This is a genomic window from Rhizobium sp. WW22 (genome assembly GCF_047041135.1).
Classification (GTDB): domain Bacteria; phylum Pseudomonadota; class Alphaproteobacteria; order Rhizobiales; family Rhizobiaceae; genus Rhizobium.
The window spans coordinates 2,582,738-2,600,937 of sequence record NZ_CP178198.1; the positions used below are offsets into that span (position 1 = coordinate 2,582,738).

Annotated in this window: 16 protein-coding genes and 1 pseudogene; 10 read left to right on the plus strand and 7 right to left on the minus strand. The window is 60.7% G+C overall.

What is annotated here, in order from left to right:
- Positions 1 to 56: 56 nt before the first annotated feature.
- The 3 genes from cysE (at position 57) to ACK83U_RS12800 (ending at position 4,201) form a co-directional block, all read left to right on the plus strand.
- Complete coding sequence (gene cysE, locus ACK83U_RS12790) at positions 57 to 872, plus strand: serine O-acetyltransferase (protein WP_112603041.1); 816 nt, start codon at positions 57 to 59, stop codon at positions 870 to 872.
- A 301-nt stretch (positions 873 to 1,173) separates the two neighbouring features.
- Positions 1,174 to 2,802: an alkaline phosphatase family protein gene (locus ACK83U_RS12795; RefSeq protein WP_112603043.1), complete on the plus strand. Its 1,629-nt coding sequence runs from the start codon at positions 1,174 to 1,176 to the stop codon at positions 2,800 to 2,802.
- A gap of 19 nt (positions 2,803 to 2,821) precedes the next feature.
- Positions 2,822 to 4,201, plus strand: a complete 1,380-nt coding sequence (locus tag ACK83U_RS12800) for a cytochrome c peroxidase (RefSeq protein ID WP_112602863.1) — start codon at positions 2,822 to 2,824, stop codon at positions 4,199 to 4,201.
- Between the two features lie 56 nt (positions 4,202 to 4,257).
- On the opposite strand, the gene ACK83U_RS12805 is transcribed toward ACK83U_RS12800, so the two are convergent.
- Both ACK83U_RS12805 and odc2 read right to left on the minus strand, forming a co-directional pair.
- Positions 4,258 to 4,848, minus strand: a complete 591-nt coding sequence (locus tag ACK83U_RS12805; RefSeq protein ID WP_112602865.1) for a GNAT family N-acetyltransferase — start codon at positions 4,846 to 4,848, stop codon at positions 4,258 to 4,260.
- A 94-nt stretch (positions 4,849 to 4,942) separates the two neighbouring features.
- A pseudogene (gene odc2 / locus ACK83U_RS12810) lies at positions 4,943 to 6,075 on the minus strand (ornithine/lysine decarboxylase).
- A gap of 528 nt (positions 6,076 to 6,603) precedes the next feature.
- Between odc2 and ACK83U_RS12815 the strand changes: the two are divergent.
- The 3 genes from ACK83U_RS12815 (at position 6,604) to ACK83U_RS12825 (ending at position 9,353) form a co-directional block, all read left to right on the plus strand.
- Positions 6,604 to 7,497: a LysR family transcriptional regulator gene (locus ACK83U_RS12815; protein ID WP_112602869.1), complete on the plus strand. Its 894-nt coding sequence runs from the start codon at positions 6,604 to 6,606 to the stop codon at positions 7,495 to 7,497.
- Positions 7,498 to 7,587: 90 nt separating this feature from the next.
- Positions 7,588 to 8,247 (plus strand): DUF1007 family protein, encoded by a 660-nt coding sequence (locus ACK83U_RS12820; protein ID WP_183714306.1) that lies wholly within the window; start codon positions 7,588 to 7,590, stop codon positions 8,245 to 8,247.
- Positions 8,241 to 9,353 (plus strand): nickel/cobalt transporter, encoded by a 1,113-nt coding sequence (locus tag ACK83U_RS12825; protein WP_112602873.1) that lies wholly within the window; start codon positions 8,241 to 8,243, stop codon positions 9,351 to 9,353. The genes ACK83U_RS12820 and ACK83U_RS12825 overlap by 7 nt, the downstream gene beginning before the upstream one ends.
- 43 nt (positions 9,354 to 9,396) lie before the next feature.
- On the opposite strand, the gene ACK83U_RS12830 is transcribed toward ACK83U_RS12825, so the two are convergent.
- The 3 genes from ACK83U_RS12830 to ACK83U_RS12840 form a co-directional block, all read right to left on the minus strand.
- On the minus strand, positions 9,397 to 9,612 hold the full coding sequence (locus ACK83U_RS12830) for a hypothetical protein (RefSeq protein WP_183714300.1): 216 nt from the start codon (positions 9,610 to 9,612) through the stop codon (positions 9,397 to 9,399).
- An 81-nt stretch (positions 9,613 to 9,693) separates the two neighbouring features.
- Positions 9,694 to 10,407: a tellurite resistance TerB family protein gene (locus ACK83U_RS12835; protein ID WP_112602877.1), complete on the minus strand. Its 714-nt coding sequence runs from the start codon at positions 10,405 to 10,407 to the stop codon at positions 9,694 to 9,696.
- 132 nt (positions 10,408 to 10,539) lie between these two features.
- Positions 10,540 to 11,178, minus strand: coding sequence for a 2-dehydro-3-deoxy-phosphogluconate aldolase (locus ACK83U_RS12840; protein WP_112602879.1), 639 nt, complete (start codon positions 11,176 to 11,178; stop codon positions 10,540 to 10,542).
- A 160-nt stretch (positions 11,179 to 11,338) separates the two neighbouring features.
- On the opposite strand from ACK83U_RS12840, the gene ACK83U_RS12845 reads away from it, so the two are divergent.
- Both ACK83U_RS12845 and ACK83U_RS12850 read left to right on the plus strand, forming a co-directional pair.
- A complete protein-coding gene (locus tag ACK83U_RS12845) occupies positions 11,339 to 11,824 on the plus strand; it encodes a CYTH domain-containing protein (protein ID WP_112602881.1) in 486 nt (161 codons plus the stop codon).
- A complete protein-coding gene (locus ACK83U_RS12850; protein WP_112602883.1) occupies positions 11,802 to 12,713 on the plus strand; it encodes a CHAD domain-containing protein in 912 nt (303 codons plus the stop codon). The genes ACK83U_RS12845 and ACK83U_RS12850 overlap by 23 nt, the downstream gene beginning before the upstream one ends.
- 55 nt (positions 12,714 to 12,768) lie before the next feature.
- Here ACK83U_RS12850 and ACK83U_RS12855 read toward each other — a convergent pair whose 3' ends face one another.
- The gene (locus ACK83U_RS12855; protein WP_112602885.1) at positions 12,769 to 14,283 is read right to left on the minus strand and encodes an FAD-dependent oxidoreductase; all 1,515 of its coding nucleotides are present in this window, start codon (positions 14,281 to 14,283) and stop codon (positions 12,769 to 12,771) included.
- A gap of 49 nt (positions 14,284 to 14,332) precedes the next feature.
- Here ACK83U_RS12855 and ACK83U_RS12860 point away from each other — a divergent pair, with 49 nt between their 5' ends.
- On the plus strand, positions 14,333 to 14,818 hold the full coding sequence (locus tag ACK83U_RS12860) for a MarR family transcriptional regulator (RefSeq protein ID WP_112602887.1): 486 nt from the start codon (positions 14,333 to 14,335) through the stop codon (positions 14,816 to 14,818).
- 131 nt (positions 14,819 to 14,949) lie between these two features.
- On the plus strand, positions 14,950 to 15,882 hold the full coding sequence (locus tag ACK83U_RS12865; RefSeq protein WP_412474615.1) for a rhodanese-related sulfurtransferase: 933 nt from the start codon (positions 14,950 to 14,952) through the stop codon (positions 15,880 to 15,882).
- A 62-nt stretch (positions 15,883 to 15,944) separates the two neighbouring features.
- Here the strand turns inward: ACK83U_RS12865 and ACK83U_RS12870 are convergent, their stop codons facing one another.
- Positions 15,945 to 18,155: a putative bifunctional diguanylate cyclase/phosphodiesterase gene (locus ACK83U_RS12870; protein ID WP_112602889.1), complete on the minus strand. Its 2,211-nt coding sequence runs from the start codon at positions 18,153 to 18,155 to the stop codon at positions 15,945 to 15,947.
- Positions 18,156 to 18,200 lie beyond the last annotated feature (45 nt).

Consider the following 18,200-nt stretch of genomic DNA (forward strand, 5'->3'; position numbering starts at 1 on the left):
CAGCGGTTTTCCGTCCGGTATTGCGTGAAAACAATGAGATGCAGAGAGACAGGATCATGCCCCAGCCACGAACGGCAGTTGCCGGCAATATACCTGCCCCAGCCGAAAACGTCTGGGATGTGATCCGCTGCGAAGCAGCCGAGCTTGCTGCGCGCGAGCCGACGCTCGCTCCTCTGCTGCGAGCGCAATTGCTTGGCGGGAACTCCGATGCTGAAAGCCTTGCCAACGTACTGGCGGCACGGCTCTGCGTTGTCAGGATCGAGCATGGCGACATGCTTTCGCTGCTTTCCGACGTGCTGGTGCGATATCCTGCCATCCTGCAGGCGACCGAAGCGGATCTTCTCGCAGTGCGAACCCGCGACCCGGCCTGCACGACCTATCTGCATGCGCTTCTGAACCTTAAGGGCTTCCATGCCCTGCAGACACACCGCATCGCCCATGCGCTCTGGACGGAGGGCCGCAAGGAAATCGCAAGCTGGCTCTCCAATCTCGCCTCGCTCGTCTTCGGCCCGGATATTCACCCGGCCGCGAAGATCGGCACCTCGATCATGCTCGACCACGGCTCGGGCATCGTCATCGGCGAAACCGCCGTCATCGAGGATGAGGTCTCCATCCTGCAGAACGTCACGCTTGGGGGCACCGGCAAGGAAAGCGGCGACCGTCACCCGAAGATCCGCCACGGCGTCATGATCGGCGCCGGCGCGAAGATCCTCGGCAACATCGAAGTCGGCGCCTTCAGCAAGGTTGCCGCGGGCAGCGTCGTGGTCAAACCCGTGCCGCCGCATTGCACTGTCGCCGGCGTCCCGGCCGTGGTCGTGCGCATCCATCGTGCCGACGAGATTCCGGCCGAAACGATGGACCAGAATATCTAGATCATTGAGAGACGGTGGCCGCCTTGAGGCTTATCGGGCCGTCTCGAACCGTGAGCGCGTGGTGACCCCTACCCGTGGCATAAGGTAGCATCGTAGACACGACGGCCGGACATCTTCCCCCTTCTTTCTGCCCGACACAGCAGAATCAATAGATTGCCGGAAACAAGGCAGCGAGAGCGATATCCCCTCTCCGCACCCTTCATGGAACTGTCATACTCCATTGATAGCTCGAAAGGGTTCTCTATGCCCGGCGTGACGCAAATGCGCCGGAGCAATGCCCCCACTCGAAGAGGATATGACGATGACCAGTCTTTCACGTCGCGCCGCCCTTATAGCCGGCAGCGCGCTTGGCCTTGTTCTGCTCTGTTCCACCGCCGGTGCCGCTGACTTGAGCCCAGCACCGAATACTGCGACTCCCATCAAGCATCTTGTCGTGATCTTCCAGGAAAACGTCTCCTTCGACCATTATTTCGCGACCTACCCCAAGGCAGCGAATGTCGACGGCGAACCGGCGTTCAAGGCGGCCGACAACACGCCGACAGATATCAACACGCTCGCCAATGCCGGTCTTCTCGACAACAATCCGAACAAGACCAACACGGCAAACGGCGCCGATGCGGCTGCCCCCTTCCGGCTCGATCGTACGCAGGCGGCAACCCAGTCACAGAACCATGGCTATACCGCCGAACAGGCCGCCTACAACAACTTCGCCATGGACCTTTTCCCGGCCAACACCGGCCGCGGCACCAAGGGTGCAGCCGGCGCCTTCGGCACCAAGGGGCAGGTCATGGGCTATTACGACGGCAACACCGTCACGGCCCTTTGGAATTATGCCCAGCACTATGCGCTGAGCGACAATTCCTACTCCACCAATTTCGGCCCCTCGACCCCCGGCGCGCTGAACCTCATCTCCGGCCAGACCAACGGCGCCATCCTGCCGCCCGGCTATACGCTGGAAAGCGACGGCACCTATTCGAAGGGCCGCATCGTACCTGACGGCAATGGCGGCTGGACTGCGATCAGCGACTTCGATCCGACCGGCGACGTCTGCTCGGTCGGCCAGACGGCACTGATGTATGGCAAGAACATCGGCGACATGCTGAACGAGCACAAGATCACCTGGGGCTTCTTCGAGGGCGGTTTCGATCTGACGGCGACCAACCCGGACGGCACGACAGGTTGCAAGCGCGCGACCACGTCGACCATCACCAAGGTCAATTACACCGACTACATTCCGCATCACCAGCCATTCCAGTACTATGCCTCTACCGCCAACCCGACGCATGCGCGCCCCTCTTCGGTAGCGGCGATCGGGACGACCGATGCGGCCAATCACCAGTATGACATGACCGACTTCTATGCGGCGCTGAAGAACGGCAACATGCCCACGATCAGCTTCCTGAAGGCACCTGCCTATCAGGACGGCCATGCCGGCTATTCCGACCCTCTCGACGAACAGGAATTCGTGACGCAAGTGGTCAACACCGTGCAAGATTCGCCGGATTGGAAGGACACCGCCATCATTATCCTCTACGACGATTCCGATGGCTGGTATGACCATGCCCATGCGGTCGTCAATCCATCGAAAATCCCCGTCAAAGGCTACGACGTGCTGAGCGGCGACAGCTGTTCCACCGGCACTGCCCTGCCCGGCGTCAACGGCCAGCCGGCGCAGGGACGCTGCGGCTACGGCACACGCCAGCCGCTGCTCGTGATTTCGCCTTATGCCAAGGTCAACTTCGTCGACCACACGCTGACCGATCAGACCTCCGTTATGCGCTTCATCGAGGACAACTGGATGGCCGGCGCCCGCCTTGGCGGCGGCTCCTTCGATGTGCTCTCGGGCTCGCTGAACACCATGTTCGACTGGTCCAAGGGTGATGCGCCGAAACTGATCCTCGATCCGAAGACCGGCAATCCGGCATCGTAAAACCATAAGGGAGACGGAAATGTCCTTGACCTATCGCCGTCTCCTGCCGCTCCTCCCACTCGCGGGCCTCTCGCTCGCGGGTGCGGCTGTGGGCATGGCAAGCGAGTCGGCCATAAACGTCACAGCGACTGACGGCTATGATGACCAAGCACCGCTGAGCGCGGTTGCGCAACTCGGCAAGAAGCTGTTTTTCGATCCGTCGCTCTCGGGCGGCGGCCAGATGTCCTGCGCGACTTGCCACGATCCGGCCAATCACTATGCACCGGCCAATGGCCTCGCCGTCCAGCTCGGTGGCCCGCATCTCGATCAGCCGGGCATCCGTGCGGTGCCCAGCCTCGCCTATAAGATGTCGACGCCTTCTTTCTCGATCGGAGAAGAGAGCGCTGCCGACGAGGCCGCGGAAGCCTCGCCCATGACGGAAGCATCGGGCGTGGCTCTCGCCAATGCCCCCGCCGCCGTCACCGGCCCGCTGACTGCCCAGGCGGTCGTCAAGGCCGATGCAGCTGCGACAAACCTCGTGCCGCAGGGTGGCATGTTCTGGGATGGGCGCGTCGATTCGCTGGAGGAACAGGCCCTGCAGCCGATGATCTCGCCCTTCGAAATGGCGAATGCCGATGCGGCCACCGTCTATGCCAAGCTGAAAGAGGGTTACGGCAAGGAGATTTCGGCGCTCTTCGGCGACAATATCCTCAACGATCGGGACATGACGATCTCCGAGATCGGCTTTGCGCTCGCCCGCTACCAGATCGAGGAAAACTCCTTCCATCCCTATACCAGCAAGTACGATTACTATCTGCGCGGCAAGGCGGTGCTGACGGATGAGGAAGCGCGGGGTCTGAAGTTGTTCGACGACGCGAATAAGGGCAATTGCGCCTCCTGCCATCTCGACAAGATGACCGGCGACGGGCAGATGCCGAATTTCACCGATTTCGAATTCGAGGCTTTGGGCGTGCCTCGCAACCCAGCCATTCCGGCCAATGCCGATGCGCATTACTATGACACCGGCATTTGCGGCCCGCTGCGCAACGATACCTACTCCGCACAGCAGCAGAATTGCGGGCTCTTCAAGACGCCGACGCTGCGCAATGTCGCTACCCGCCACGTCTTCTTCCACAATGGCGTCTACCGCACACTGGAGGATGTCACCCGCTTCTACGTCAAGCGCGACACCAATCCGGAGGAAATCTATCCCAGGGATGCGAGCGGCAAGGTGCTGAAATATGATGACCTGCCGGCACAGTACCAGCCCAATATCGACGTCATCGACGCGCCGATGAACCGCAAGCTCGGCGATGCCCCTGCCCTGACTAATGCCGAGATCGCCGACGTCGTCGCTTTCCTGAAAACGCTGACGGATGGATACGACCCGGCGAAGGACAACGTGAAGGCAGCCAAATAAAAAGGCCTCCGTCCGGACGGGCGGAAGCCTTATATACTTCGGGATGTTCGGGCGCTTTACGCAGCCTTTGATATCGGCGGCTGCGCGAGCTTGCGGCCGCTGGCGACGATCATGCCGGCGGCGCTATCGAGCCAGCCTTCCTTGAGCTCGAGAGCCAGGAAGCGCTCGCGCTGGAATGGACCTGGCATGACAAGATGGCGGGTCTTTGCGGCAAAGAAACCAAAGCGCTCATAATACGGCGCATCGCCGACGAGCAGGATCGCGCCGTGACCGCGCTTCTTGGCTTCCATGATGGCTGCGCGCATCAGCGCCGAGCCGATGCCCTTGCCTTCATAGGCGGGATCGATCGCCAGCGGACCGAGCAGCAGCGCATCGACCGGACGGGTTTCGCGATCGACGCCGGCTTCGACGTTCCAGAGGCGAACCGTGCCGATAACATGGCCAGCGCGATCACGCGCGACCAGTGCCAGGCCCTCAGCCGGCACGCGGCCCTGGCGGAGCTTCTCGGACGACTTCTTGCGGCGGTCGGGACCCATGGCGCGATCCAGAAGGTTTTCGCGCGCAACGACATCGCCTGCATTTTCCAGGTCGAGGGTGAAAGTGGACGGCGCAAAGAATGCGCGGACAGAATCAAGAACAGCGGCCATCTCGGCCTCCCGTGCCCAATACCGTTATCAGCGGTGCTAAAGGGAATTGTGAGTGTGCCGCCCCGGCTGGCTACGGGGGCGGCTTTGTCAGACCTTAGATGATATAGGCCTTCAGCGGATCGAAACCGTTGAACGCCACAGCCGAGTAGGTTGTGGTGTAGGCGCCGGTGCCTTCGATCAGGACCTCGTCGCCGATGGTGAGCGACACCGGCAGCGGATAGAGGTTCTTCTCGTAAAGCACGTCGGCCGAATCGCAGGTCGGGCCGGCAATGACGCATGGCTCCATCTCGTCGCCGTCACGCGTCGTACGGATCGGATAGCGGATCGCTTCGTCCATAGTTTCAGCCAGACCGCCGAACTTGCCGATGTCGAGGAAACCCAGCGAGCAGCATCGTTGTCCGACTTCTTGGAAATCAGGACGACTTCAGCCTTAATCACGCCGGCATTGCCGACCATGCCGCGGCCCGGCTCGATGATCGTGTGCGGGATCTGGTTGCCGAAATGGGCGCGCAGAGACGCAAAGATCGCCTTGCCATAGGCCTCCGCCGACGGAACGTCGCGCAGGTACTTGGTCGGGAAACCACCGCCCATATTGACCATCTGCAGGTGAATGCCCTGCTTGGCGAGCGAGACGAAAACGCGCTTGGCATCGGCAAGAGCATCGTCCCAGGCATCAACCTTGGTCATCTGCGAGCCGACGTGGAAAGACACGCCGTAGGATTCCAGACCCAGCTGATGTGCGTAGACGAGAACGTCGACGGCCATCTGCGGAACGCAGCCGAACTTGCGCGACAGCGGCCATTCGGCGCCTTCACCATCCGTCAGCACGCGGCAGAACACGCGGGCGCCCGGCGCGGCACGGGAAATCTTCTCGACTTCCTCATGGCTGTCGACGGCAAAGAGGTTGATACCGAGCGCATGCGCACGGGCGACATCGCGCTCCTTCTTGATGGTGTTGCCAAAAGAAATGCGGGCCGCGGTCGCACCGGCATCGAGCGCCATTTCGATTTCAGCGACGGACGCGCAATCGAAGTTGGAGCCGAGGCTTGCGAGCAGACGCAGCACTTCCGGAGCTGGATTGGCCTTGACGGCGTAGTAGATGGCGCTGTCCGGCATGGCATGGCGGAAGGCGTGAAAATTGTCGCGGACAACATCGAGATCGACCACCAGGCAAGGACCGTCCGGACGTCGGGTAGCGAGGAAATCGCGAATACGTTGCGTGGTCATGTCAATTCCCTTTCAATTCCAAAGGCTCCGGGGAAAACCCAGAGGACAAAGGGCGACGCTCATTTGCTCAGGAACCAGCCGGTGGAGACCCCGGTACCATGCAAATGCGCGAAGCGCGGATGATGAACGAGTGCCGCAAGCGGCGCTAATTCGCTTTGTCTGCCATGGATTGGAGGGAATATCCCAACCGCACTTCCGGCAATGAAGGTGTGCCTCTTCAGTATCCCCGGCTGATGGAAAGCCGGGAGAGAACAAAAAGGCCCGCACCGTCGTTGCTTCAGATGTCCTCGCATTTTTCGGTTGGCCGAAATAGCGACTGGAGGGGTTAGTTCCAGGTACCTTACCGATTTTCTCACCACATCGAGGATCGGCGGACACCCACGGGCACGTGCGACTTTGGGCTGATCGGGAAATAGGAATATTCGCCGTAATAATCAAGAAAATTTTTCAGCCATGCCCGAAAAAAATAATTGAACAAATCAAAGCATTTTGTTCAACATCCGGAAACAGTTAGCGGGAGGCTTCAGCATGGACACTTTGACCCGGATTCGCGCCTTTATCGACGTGGTCGAAGCCGAGGGATTTTCGGCGGCTGCGCGCAAGACCGGCCGCTCCAAGGCACTGCTGTCCAAATATGTCCGCGAACTGGAAGACGAGCTGGGCGCGCTGCTCTTGAACCGCACCACACGTCAGTTCTCCATGACGGAGGCCGGCCATACCTATTATCGCACCGCCTCGGACATCCTGAAGGAGATCGACAATCTCGCCGATCTCGTGCGTGAGAACAATCAGCAGCTCAAAGGTCGGCTGCGCGTTTCCGTGCCGCGCACCTTCGTCGATGCCGATGTCGGGCAATCGCTGATCGACTTCGCCAAGGAGAATCCCGATCTCGCACTGGAGATCGCCGCCGACGACCGTTTCGTCGATCTGATCGAGGAAGGCTTCGATGTCGCCGTGCGCATCACCAAGCTTGAAGACTCCGGCATGATCGCCCGCAAGATTTCCGATTTCCGCGTCCATCTCTGCGCAACCGAGGCATTTCTTCAGCGCTATCCGACGCTGGAACATCCGACTGACCTTACGCGCATTCCCTTCATCATCGACACCAACACCCGCTCGCAGGGCACTATTCGCTTCGTCGATGCCGACAGCACGACCTTCAACGTCGCCATCAACGGCACGCTCGAGGTCAATAGCCCGCATGCGACGCTGCGTGCAGCACTCGCCGATCTCGGCGTTGCCATTGTCCCGGATTTCATCGGCCGCAAGGCGATCGAAAGCGGACAGTTGCTGACGCTGTTCAACGATTACCTTCCGACGGATCGCGGCATCTATGCCGTCTATCCGCATCGCCGCTACCTCCCCGCCAAGGTGCGCATCTTTGTGGATTACCTGCACAACTGGTTCCGCAAGAACGGCTGAACGGCCGAGGTTGGTTGGCCGGTCCCAATTCCGTCTCATTTCCTGACCAGAAAACGAAGTGAATCAATGCTCGCGAAATCTATCGGACGCATGAGAAAATCCACGACCGCCTACGCTGTTGCCCTGACCGGCGGCCTGTTGCTCGTGCCGGCCACAGCATCGGCGCATCCGCATATTTTCGTGGAAGCCCGCCTGGAAGTGCTGGCCGGCACGGATGGCAACGTGCAGGAACTGCGCAATGTCTGGCGTTTCGACGAAGTGTTCTCCTCCTCCGTCCTCATGGATTTCGACAAGAACACCAACCTCAAGCTCGATCCCGACGAGCTGAAAGAGGTTGGCAAGACGGTGCGCGAGTCTCTGGCGGACTACGATTATTATGCAAACCTGACGCTCAATGGCAAAGCAATCAAGGTGAACAAGCCCGATGTCATCAATGTCGACTTCCGCGATGGCCAGCTCCTGATGTTCTTCGCCGTCAAACCGGCCGAGCCGATGCCGCTCGCCAAGGGCAACAAGCTGAGCTTCGGCATCTACGACCCGACGCTCTATACCTCGATCGATTTCCCGAGCGACAATGAATTGGTGACGGAGGGCGACGCCTTCAAAAGCTGCACGCATAAGGTCGTCCGGCCCAATCCGGATGAAGTCATTGCCGAGAACAAATCCACCTTGACGGATGCCTTCTTCAACGATCCGACGGGAACGACCATGTCGAAACTCTTTGCAACGCGGATAGATGTGCAATGCTGATTTCGCGACTAGAGAAGCTCGTCCCCGCGGCAATATTCGCCCTTCTGGCGGCAGCCAGCTTCGCCCATGCCGCAGGCTCGCCACTTGGCATTGGCACGGCCGAGCCGAGCTTCCAGCCGATGGGCGGGCCGCTTGCGCCGATCTTCCTCTATGTGAACTACGAGCAACAGGCTTTCTACCGTGCGCTCACCAAGTCCATCGAAGCCATGCGCCAGGACCCATGGCAGCTCTGGACGCTGATCGGCCTTTCCTTCGCCTATGGCATCTTCCACGCAGCCGGGCCGGGCCATGGTAAGGCTGTGATTTCTTCCTACATGGTCGCCAACGAGATCGAGCTGAAGCGCGGCATCGGCATCTCCTTCGTCTCTGCGCTCATTCAGGGCCTCGTTGCCGTCCTCGTCGTCGGCGCCGCCTATTTCGTCCTGCGCGGTTCCGGCATCACCATGACGATGGCGACCAATGCTATGGAGATCACAAGCTTCATCATGGTCATCCTGTTTGGCAGCTGGCTCTTGTTCCGTAAGCTGCGGGCGATGATGCAGAGCCGGGCGCAGCGTCAGGAAATGCAGCTCGCGACATCGGCGGGGCCAATCAGCCTCTCGCTGTTCGAGGGAGCCGCAACGGGCACGGATTCGGCAAGAGGTTTTGCGCGCAGCAGCGCCGCGATACCCGCTGCCAGCGGCTATCAATGCTATGATCCCGCCCATAAGACCAGCGACGGCGCTTACTGCGAGACCTGCGGCCACGCCCATCTTCCCGATCCGAAGATGTTGTCGAACGAAAAGTTCAGTGCTCGCGAAGCCTGGTCCGCCATCGCCGCAGTCGGCCTGCGTCCGTGCTCGGGCGCGCTGCTGGTCATGACCTTTTCGATGTTGAACGGGCTCTATCTTGGCGGCCTGCTATCGGTCCTCGCCATGTCCATCGGCACGGCGCTCACCGTCTCGCTGCTTGCCATCATCGCCGTCTTCGCGAAAGGCACCGCCGTCCGCTTCACCGGCAAGGGCTCGAGACTTTCGGTTTGGGTGAGCAACGGCATCGAAATTCTCGGCGCGCTGCTCGTCATCGGCACGGGCATCATTCTGCTCGGGGCCTCGCTGCAGAACTGAGCGATTTTCCGAAAGAATTCAGAAGAGAGCCTTGCATCGGAGCTTACGGCCCATTGCGACGCTGATAGCGCGCTCGCATCCAGAACACGAAGAAGAAGGCCAGAATGACCAGCACGCCGAAGCCGGTGCCGAGCCATGGTGAAATGTCTCCGAGCCAGACGATGACATTCGGCATCAGGTAAAGAACGGCTGTCGCGACCAGCAAAATAATACCAGCCGCGATCGCCGCCGAGCGGGTTTCGCTTTTCTTGTCCGTCAATGTAGCCATCCCTGACGCCCTGACATGAGTTCCGGCGAAGGCTTAGGCCAGCTGCCAATCAAAGGCAACCGGCCCTATCAATCACAGCTGAACTTTGGCGCCCGCAACCGTCGCTTCGATATGATCGACCAGCGCATCGGCTAGGCCGAGCCTTCCAGCCAGCAGATCGAGATAACCGCGCTCGGCCCGTGAATCCGGCTCGATCGCCAGCCGCGACGCGGTATAGACCTGCACGCGCTGCTCTTCCGTCTTCGCGGAGGCGACGATGGCGTCGAGATCGACGGGATTGGCAAGTTCGCGCTGGAAGAAGGCTTCCGCCTCGGCTCCGACACCGGCCTCCTGAACCTTGCCGAGAATACGCTGACGTTCGGTATCATCGATATGGCCGTCGGCGCGGGCAGCCGCGATCATGGCCCTGACGAGCGACAGTGTGAAGTCGTTGGTCGCGACTGCCGGCGCCGTGCTGAAGCCGGAATCCGACGGCGGCGGCAGGAACTGCGGCTCGGTCTGCGGGGCCGATTGCGGCGCCGGCTGAGGCTGGTTGCCATCGCGATAATTCTTGTAGGCCTGATAGCCGAGGCCTGCGATGGCAGCAAGGCCACCAAGCGCCAGCGCATTTCCGGCGACCTGACGCCCCGTCTTCGTGCCAAGCAGCACGCCGGCAATCGCGCTCGTCGCCATCGGATTGTCCCTGGCGAGATTGATGGCCTGGGTTGCTCGGTCTTTCACGGTTCCTTGCATTCCTGGAACCTGCGATCCCAGAAATTGGTCAAGAAGCTTGCGGGCGTCGATCATATGGATGGTCCTCCGTCCTTGTGATGGTGAAGGGGAGATAGGAAGCGCAACTGCAAATACCAATCCAGGTCATGCAAAAAGGCGCGCGAAAAGCTCCACGCGCCTTTCAAATCGAATTCGACAGGCTGCGTCTCAGCCTTTGAGTGCTGCTGCCTCTGCGGCGAGCTTGGTGATCCCGGCCCAATCGCCTGATGCAACGAGTTCCTTCGGCGCAACCCAGGAGCCGCCGACACAGATGACGTTCGGCAGCGACAGGTAGTCATGAGCGTTCTTCAGCGAAATGCCGCCGGTCGGGCAGAAGACCGTGCCGGCGAGCGGTGACGACAGAGCCTTGAGATAGGAAGCACCGCCTGCCTGCTCTGCCGGGAAGAACTTCAGTACCGTATAGCCCTCTTCGCGCAGCGCCATGACTTCGCTTGCGGTAGCGGCACCCGGCAGCAGCGGCACATCCGAGGAGCGCGCAGCATCGAGCAGTTCCTGCGTCGTGCCGGGGCTGACGATGAACTTCGAACCGGCTTCGACAGCCGCGTCCCATTGTTTGACATTGAGGATCGTGCCGGCGCCGACTTCTGCACCCTCGACCTCGTCGGCCACGGCGCGGATGGCGTCGAGCGCACCGGCGGTGCGCAGCGTGATCTCGATGGCCTTGAGACCGCCTGCGACGAGCGCCCGGGCGAGCGGCACGGCAGATTTCGCATCATCGACGATCAGCACCGGAACGACGGGCTGCAGTTTCAGGATGGAAAGAAGCTTCTCGGTTTTCTCGCCCATGGTCGGAGCACTCCCCTTAAAACGATTGAAATCCGGCTTTCGAATAGCCTTCCCGAAGGTGCTTGTCGAGACAAAAGCTCGCTTTAAATACGACGGGTAGGAAATTGCGGCAACTTGCTATAGTTTGTCTCAATCTGTGCCGGTGGAGCATGTCAAACGCATGGCAAAAGAGATCGAGCGAAAGTTTCTGGTGCGCGCCGATCATTGGCGGGATTCCGTTTCGGAGCGGCTGATCCTGCGACAGGGATATATTGCCTCCATGGCGGACCGTTCCGTGCGCATACGGCTGACGAACGACACCAAGGCAACCTTGACGATCAAGATCGGCAAGGCAATGACCAGGGACGAATTCGAATATGAGATCCCCGTCGACGATGCGGAGGAATTGCTGGAAACGGCGATCGGCCTCGTCATCGAGAAGACCCGCCACAAGGTGCAGTTCAAGGGCTTTACCTGGGAAGTGGATGTCTTCCGCGGCGCCCATCGCGGCCTCGTCATCGCTGAAGTGGAAATGGACGACGAAAGCGACAATCCGGAACTGCCGGACTGGATCGGACGTGAGGTGACAGGCGAATACCGCTATTCCAACCAGGCCCTCGCGACGCAGTTCGAGCAGGAGTACGATGAGCTATCGCATACGGCCTGACCGAGCCCTTGATGACGAGGTGCACAAAGCAGCCGCGCATCAACTCGGCAAAGCAATGGCCGTATTGACGGACAGGCCGCAGGGCCTGCACGAAGCGGTTCACGCCGCCCGCAAGAACATCAAGCGCGTGCGGGCGCTCTACCGGTTGGTAGCTCCGGTCGCGCGCGAATTTCAGCTGTGGGAAAATGACCGGCTTCGGAATGTAGCGCTCACACTTTCCGGGGTGCGCGACGCAACCGCGTTGATCGAGATCAGCCATTATCTTCAGGCAACCGCTGCATCGGCGGAGGAACTGCATGCGCTGGCTCGCGTGAGCGATCTGCTGACCGCGAGACGCGACCGTATGGCGGAAGCCGAAACAGATCTCGAAGACAAGGCACGAGCAGCAGTCGCCACATGTGCGGAGGCACGTGAGGCGTTGAAGGAAATATCCTTCAACTGCGGCCGGCGCGACACGGCGCGTCTTTTTCAGAAAAGCTGGCGGAAGAATGTCCGCAAGGCGATAGAGGCGCTGTCCGACTGCCATGCGGAAGCGGCGCACGTCGAGAGCTTTCATGATCTGCGCAAACGCAGCCAGGACTACTGGATGCATCACATGTTGCTGCGCGATGTCTGGCCAGCCGCCATGCATGCCAAGCAACTGGAGGCCAAGGCCTTGGTCGACGTGCTCGGCCGCTATCTCGACATGTCGATATTGGCCGATGTCGCCGACCGCGAGCCGCATCTCTTCGACAGGAGCGACGATCACGCCCGCCTGCTGGAAGCGATCATTTCCCGGCAGCAGACCGCGCGTGAGGAGACGCTGGACCGAGCCCGTTGGGTCTTCGCCGACAAGCCGGGAAACGAGGCGCGGACTATCAAGCACCTTTGGCTGGAGGCGGCGGACTGACCGGGCCACGCCCCCGGCTCAGGCAGTTCAATCGGCATGGCCCCCAGCCGTTCCTTTAGGCACGCCACGCATCCGCCGAACCAAGCCCCACTTGCGCGAGATAGCCTTCCAGCATCGCGATGTCGTCGGCCGCAGCGATCGCGCCGATATATCCGTCCGGCCGCACGAGCACCCATTCGCCGGAGGAGAGAGCGTAGATGTCGCGAAGATAGCCCTCGGCGTCGACCATATCGCCTGACGAGCCGAAAGTATGAATATGCAAGCCCGCGCGCGGCGGCACCGATCCCCGCTGCACCCCGTAGCCGAGCAATGTCCAATGCGCGCCTCGGAACAGATTGAACAGCCGTTTCGGCTGGCCGGCAACGCCGCGGATCGGCGCGTCAGGGGCTCGGTCGCCGGCGGACAGGCGACCGCTGCGCCCCAGCGTTTCGAGCGCGAGCGAGGACGAAGGATAACCTATATCGAGCTGACGCACCTCGCGACCGCGCCGCATCTTGCCCTGTTTCTGGTCATCGAGAAGCCTTGTCGACAGACCGAGCATCGCTGCCGCGATGGGCTGACGCTCCTCCTCATAGCTGTCGAGCAGCTTATCGTTGGCTCCATTGGCGGCCGCAGCCAGCTTCCATCCGAGATTGTAGGCATCCTGCACGCTGGTATTGAGGCCCTGGCCGCCGGTCGGTGGATGAATATGGGCGGCATCACCGATGAGAAACACGCGACCGACACGATATCGATCGGCCAGACGCGCATTCATGTTGTAGGCCGACGACCACGACACGGATTGGATATGGATATCGTCGCGCCTGGTGCGCTCCGCCACCATGGCTTCGAGCCCTTCGGCAGAGAGGTCGATATCACCGTCAAGAGGGATCGGCCCCTGTATCTGGAACATCTCGGTCCCGGCGAGCGGGCAGAACATGATCTGCCGCGACATGTCGCCGTCGTTGAAGCGATGCCAGGCATCGCGCGTGAGACCGGTCAAAATGACATCGGCCACGATCGCACGGACGCCGAGGGTCTTGCCCGGAAAGTCGATATCGAGGGCATGGCGAACGAAACTGCGGCCGCCATCAGCGCCGACGAGCCAACGCACCCGGAGAGTTTCCTCTCCAGCCTTGCCCGAGAGACGCGCCGTCACGCCGCTCGGGTCCTGCTCGAAACCAACCAGTTCGCAGCCGAATTGCGGCCTATGGCCAAGCTCAAGCAACCTCTCGCGCATCACCTTTTCGGTTAGGAATTGCGGTATCATCAGCGGCAGATGATAAGGTTCTGCCGGTGTGGGGTCCTCATGCTCGGTGATGTCGGACTCGGTAAAACTGCCGTCGTCGCGATATCGCCGCTCGGGTGGATAGAGGCCGCCGGCCGCGACGACCCGGTCGAGAATGCCGAGATCCTCGAAGATTTCCTGGGTTCGCGGCTGAATACCCTTGCCGCGCGAACCACGGAAAGGCCCTTCCATCTTTTCGATCAGACGGAAGGAAATTCCCCTCCTTGCCAAATCGATGGCCAGCGCCAGGCCGGCCGCACCCGCGCCGCAAATCAGCACATCGGCTGCAAATTGCTCTGTCATTTCCATCTCCATATGTGTAATATGCACATATTAAAAGAAGGGCGATGCGGTGTCAACAAGAAGCTTGCAAAATACACATATCAGCAGTCAGCTACGCGAACTCCATAGCGCGCTGGTCGAAATCGTTGGCGTCATGAACCGGCCACAGCGCGATGAGGCGATGATCAAGGAGGCGGGCATCTCCCTCGACCGCGCACTGTTTTCCCTGTTGGTTTTGGTGGAACGGCTCGGCCCCATCGGCGTCGTCGAACTGGCCGATCGCGTCGGGCGCGACTACACCACCGTCAGCCGCCAGGTTGCGAAGATGGAGGGGCTTGGGCTTATCAGCCGACGGGAGAACGCGATCGATCGCCGCCTTCGCGAGGCCGTCATCACCGAACAGGGAAAGGTGATGACCGATCGCATCGATGAGGCGCGCGAGAGGATCGCCCGGTCCATTTTCGCCAAATGGGATGACCAGGATATCGAGGACCTTGTGCGCCTCATGCGCAGGTTTGCCGACGACATCAAGGATGATGTGCCGCCTGCACGATAGGCTCATCTTGAAATGCCTTCCTTCGACGTCGTAGGTGACACCGATCGGGCAGAATGGCGAAGACGCGGGCTGCGGCGCAAATCCCGATTGCCTGAAAGCTCACAAAATTGTATTTCACCGGCATGACCGACATGCTTCCAGATCCACGGCGCGACGCGACCGGCGCATTCCTCGTTGCCGCGCTTTATCATTTCGTTTCCTTTCAGCGCTTCGAAAGCCTGCGCGAGCCGCTGCTTGCGCTCTGTGAGGAAAAGGGCGTCAAGGGCACGCTGCTGCTGGCACATGAAGGGATCAACGGCACGATTGCCGGCACGGATGCCGCCATCGGCGCCGTGCTCGCCTTCCTGCGCGCCCAGCCGGAATTTGCCGGCCTTGAACACAAGGAAAGCCGAGCGTCGAAAATGCCGTTCGTGCGCATGAAGGTAAAGCTGAAGAGAGAGATCGTCACTATGGGCGTCGAGGATATCGACCCCACCAGGGTCGTCGGCACCTATGTCGCGCCGAAGGACTGGAACGCGTTGATCTCCGACCCCGACACCATCGTCATCGACACCCGCAACGACTATGAGACTGCCATCGGGGTCTTCAAGGGTGCGGTCGATCCGAAGACGAAGACCTTCCGCGAATTTCCCGATTGGGTGCGCGACAATACTGGCCTGCACAACAAGCCGAAAATCGCCATGTACTGCACCGGCGGCATCCGCTGCGAGAAGGCGACCGCCTTCATGAAGCAGCAGGGCTTCGACGAGGTCTATCACCTCAAGGGCGGCATCCTGAAATATCTCGAGGAAGTGCCGGCAGAAGAGAGCCTATGGGAAGGCGCCTGCTTCGTCTTCGACGAGCGTGTCTCCGTCGAACATGGCCTGAAGGAGGGCAATCACAAGCTCTGCCACGCCTGCCGCAACCCCATTACATCGGAAGAAGTGACCTCACCCTTTTACGAGGCCGGCGTCTCCTGCAGCCATTGCTATCATGAGCGCAGCGAAGAGGATCGCGAGCGTTACCGCGAAAGGCAGCGCCAGATCGCGCTCGCCCGCAAGCGCGGCCACGAGCATATCGGCTAAAGCATTTTCGGAGGAACTGTGCTGCGGCCTTCCCTGGGGAAAGCGCCAATGCTCCACGCGTATCAGGCGGCGGCGTGCTCTTTGTCCGCTGCCGCGGCTATCTGCACGGCGAGCCGCTTGCTGATCTCGGCGTCCGGCATTGGCTTGCCGTAGAAATAGCCCTGCAGCTCGTCGCAACCGAAGCCCGCAAGCGCCCTTCCCTGCTCCTCGGTTTCTATCCCTTCGGCCGTGACGGGAATGTCGAGTGACCGGGCCAGCGCCACGGTCGCCTTCACCATCTCGCGGGCGCGGTTGTCTTCCAGCACATTCATCGTCAGCGATCGATCGATCTTGATGCGGTCGAACCCGAACTGGCGCAGATAGCCGATGGAGGAGAAACCCGATCCGAAGTCGTCGAGCGCCACCTTGACGCCGAGCCTCTTCAACCGCTCGATCGATTGACGGGTACGCTCAGGATTTTGAATGATATAGCCTTCGGTGATTTCCAGCGTCACACGCTCGGCTTCGATTTCAGTACTGTTAAGCACGCTGCGGACATAATCGGCGAAGGCGGGATTGCGGAACTGGCCGGGCGAAACGTTGACGGCGATACGCAGATCCGGCCAATGTCTTGCCGCCTCGCAGGCCTTGCGCAGGACGAGCAGGCCCAATGCCTCGATTAGGCCGCTGGTTTCGGCAATCGGAATGAAGGCCTCTGGCGAAATCGGCCCGTGGCCGGCACGGTTCCACCGCACCAGCGCCTCGACGCCGATCATCTCGCAGCTCGATGCATCGACCAGCGGCTGATAGGCGAGCGTCAGTTCCTCCAATTCGATCGCGCGACGCAGATCGAGCTCCAGCGCGTTGCGTTCCTCGCGATGGGCATCCATGGCGGTGTCGTAGCAAGTCATGCGAGCGCGGCCGGCTTCCTTGGCCTTGTACATAGCAAGATCGGCACGCCGCACCAGTTCCTCCCTGTCGATACGACCTTCAGGCGAGCTTGCGATGCCGATGCTGGCACCGACGACCACCACGCGACGGCCAATTTCCAGCGGTTCGGCAAGGAAATCCAGGATCTGCTCCGCCAACCGCAAAGCCGGAGCGTCATTGAGTTCCCTCGTCGGGAAGGCGATGGCGAACTCATCGCCACCAAGGCGCGCCAAGGCTGCCTGCGGCGGCACGAGCACCTTGAGCCCGGCGGCCACCGCGCGGATCAGCTGATCGCCGGTGCCATGCCCATAGGCGTCGTTGATTTCCTTGAAACCATCGAGATCGAGGTAGAGAAGCAGGACATTGGTACCATCGGAGCGCGCCCGCTCGACCAGGCGATCCACATCGAGCCGCAATCCCTCGCGGTTGAGGAGCCCGCTCAGCCGATCGCGAAGAGAAACCTGGCGCGCCTGAACCTCTTCCGCCCGCAGCCGGCGCCCCGCCATCAATCCCAGGATCAAAAGCACGATGAAGAATAGACCCACCAGACCGAGCGCTCCGAGAACCAGCGGGCGGACCTGCTGATAGCTCATGTCCCCCGGCTGGCGCGAACTCCACACCAGCCGCCCCAGCGATTTGCCGAGCGGATCGACGATGGAGACGGCATAGCGGGCCACGGTTTCCGGCGGCACCAGCCTCAAGCCGCTGATGACATAGGTATTCGAGAGCATCTTGATCCGGTCGGCATCGAGGTAGCGGACGAGGATCAGATAGCGCCGATGCCCTTCTGGCACCGGAATGCGACCGGATCTTTCGCGGATCGTCGCGGCACCGGCCACCGCGATACCATCCCGGGTCATGATATAGCTCGAGGCTTCCGGCACCCCGGTCACACGTGTCGCGCGCGCCTGATCGACGAGCGCCCAGACCGCGGTGCCAAGGACCTCCTCTATATTGCCAGTCAATGGTTCACCGTCATGATAAGCAACGATCGGCTTGTTGTTGTCGTCGACGATGACGGCAGTGTCGAACAGCGCACCATTGGAGGAAATGTCGCCGTAATTGCCGGCGATCCAGCCTTGATTGTCGGTTCCGTAAATGCTTCGCACCGCGTCATTGCGGGCGGAATGGTCGTGCAACGTCGCTTCCAGTTGTCCCTGAAAAGTCTTCAGTGCACCGACGGTCGTCTCCCAGGAGCGCTCGTCATCCAGCTTATTGGAATAATCGGCGACGCGGCCGATCGCGGTAAGAACCATCAAGGTCACGACGGCAACGATCAATGCAAAGCAAACCAAAACGGCCGTCACGATGGAATGACGACCGATCTGTGTATTTTTGCGCAATGACCTGAAAGCTGCTCCCAACGCCTTTTCTCCTTGGCGAATAAGTCTGCCGTCAGGTCTTCAATA

Excerpts from the sequence above, each read along its gene's own strand:
- cysE (WP_112603041.1), top strand. The coding sequence starts at position 57 with ATGCCCCAGCCACGAACGGCAGTTGCCGGCAATATACCTGCCCCAGCC.
- ACK83U_RS12795 (WP_112603043.1), top strand. The coding sequence starts at position 1,174 with ATGACCAGTCTTTCACGTCGCGCCGCCCTTATAGCCGGCAGCGCGCTT.
- ACK83U_RS12800 (WP_112602863.1), top strand. The coding sequence starts at position 2,822 with ATGTCCTTGACCTATCGCCGTCTCCTGCCGCTCCTCCCACTCGCGGGC.
- ACK83U_RS12805 (WP_112602865.1), bottom strand. The coding sequence starts at position 4,848 with ATGGCCGCTGTTCTTGATTCTGTCCGCGCATTCTTTGCGCCGTCCACT.
- ACK83U_RS12815 (WP_112602869.1), top strand. The coding sequence starts at position 6,604 with ATGGACACTTTGACCCGGATTCGCGCCTTTATCGACGTGGTCGAAGCC.
- ACK83U_RS12820 (WP_183714306.1), top strand. The coding sequence starts at position 7,588 with ATGAGAAAATCCACGACCGCCTACGCTGTTGCCCTGACCGGCGGCCTG.
- ACK83U_RS12825 (WP_112602873.1), top strand. The coding sequence starts at position 8,241 with ATGCTGATTTCGCGACTAGAGAAGCTCGTCCCCGCGGCAATATTCGCC.
- ACK83U_RS12835 (WP_112602877.1), bottom strand. The coding sequence starts at position 10,407 with ATGATCGACGCCCGCAAGCTTCTTGACCAATTTCTGGGATCGCAGGTT.
- ACK83U_RS12840 (WP_112602879.1), bottom strand. The coding sequence starts at position 11,178 with ATGGGCGAGAAAACCGAGAAGCTTCTTTCCATCCTGAAACTGCAGCCC.
- ACK83U_RS12845 (WP_112602881.1), top strand. The coding sequence starts at position 11,339 with ATGGCAAAAGAGATCGAGCGAAAGTTTCTGGTGCGCGCCGATCATTGG.
- ACK83U_RS12850 (WP_112602883.1), top strand. The coding sequence starts at position 11,802 with ATGAGCTATCGCATACGGCCTGACCGAGCCCTTGATGACGAGGTGCAC.
- ACK83U_RS12855 (WP_112602885.1), bottom strand. The coding sequence starts at position 14,283 with ATGACAGAGCAATTTGCAGCCGATGTGCTGATTTGCGGCGCGGGTGCG.
- ACK83U_RS12865 (WP_412474615.1), top strand. The coding sequence starts at position 14,950 with ATGCTTCCAGATCCACGGCGCGACGCGACCGGCGCATTCCTCGTTGCC.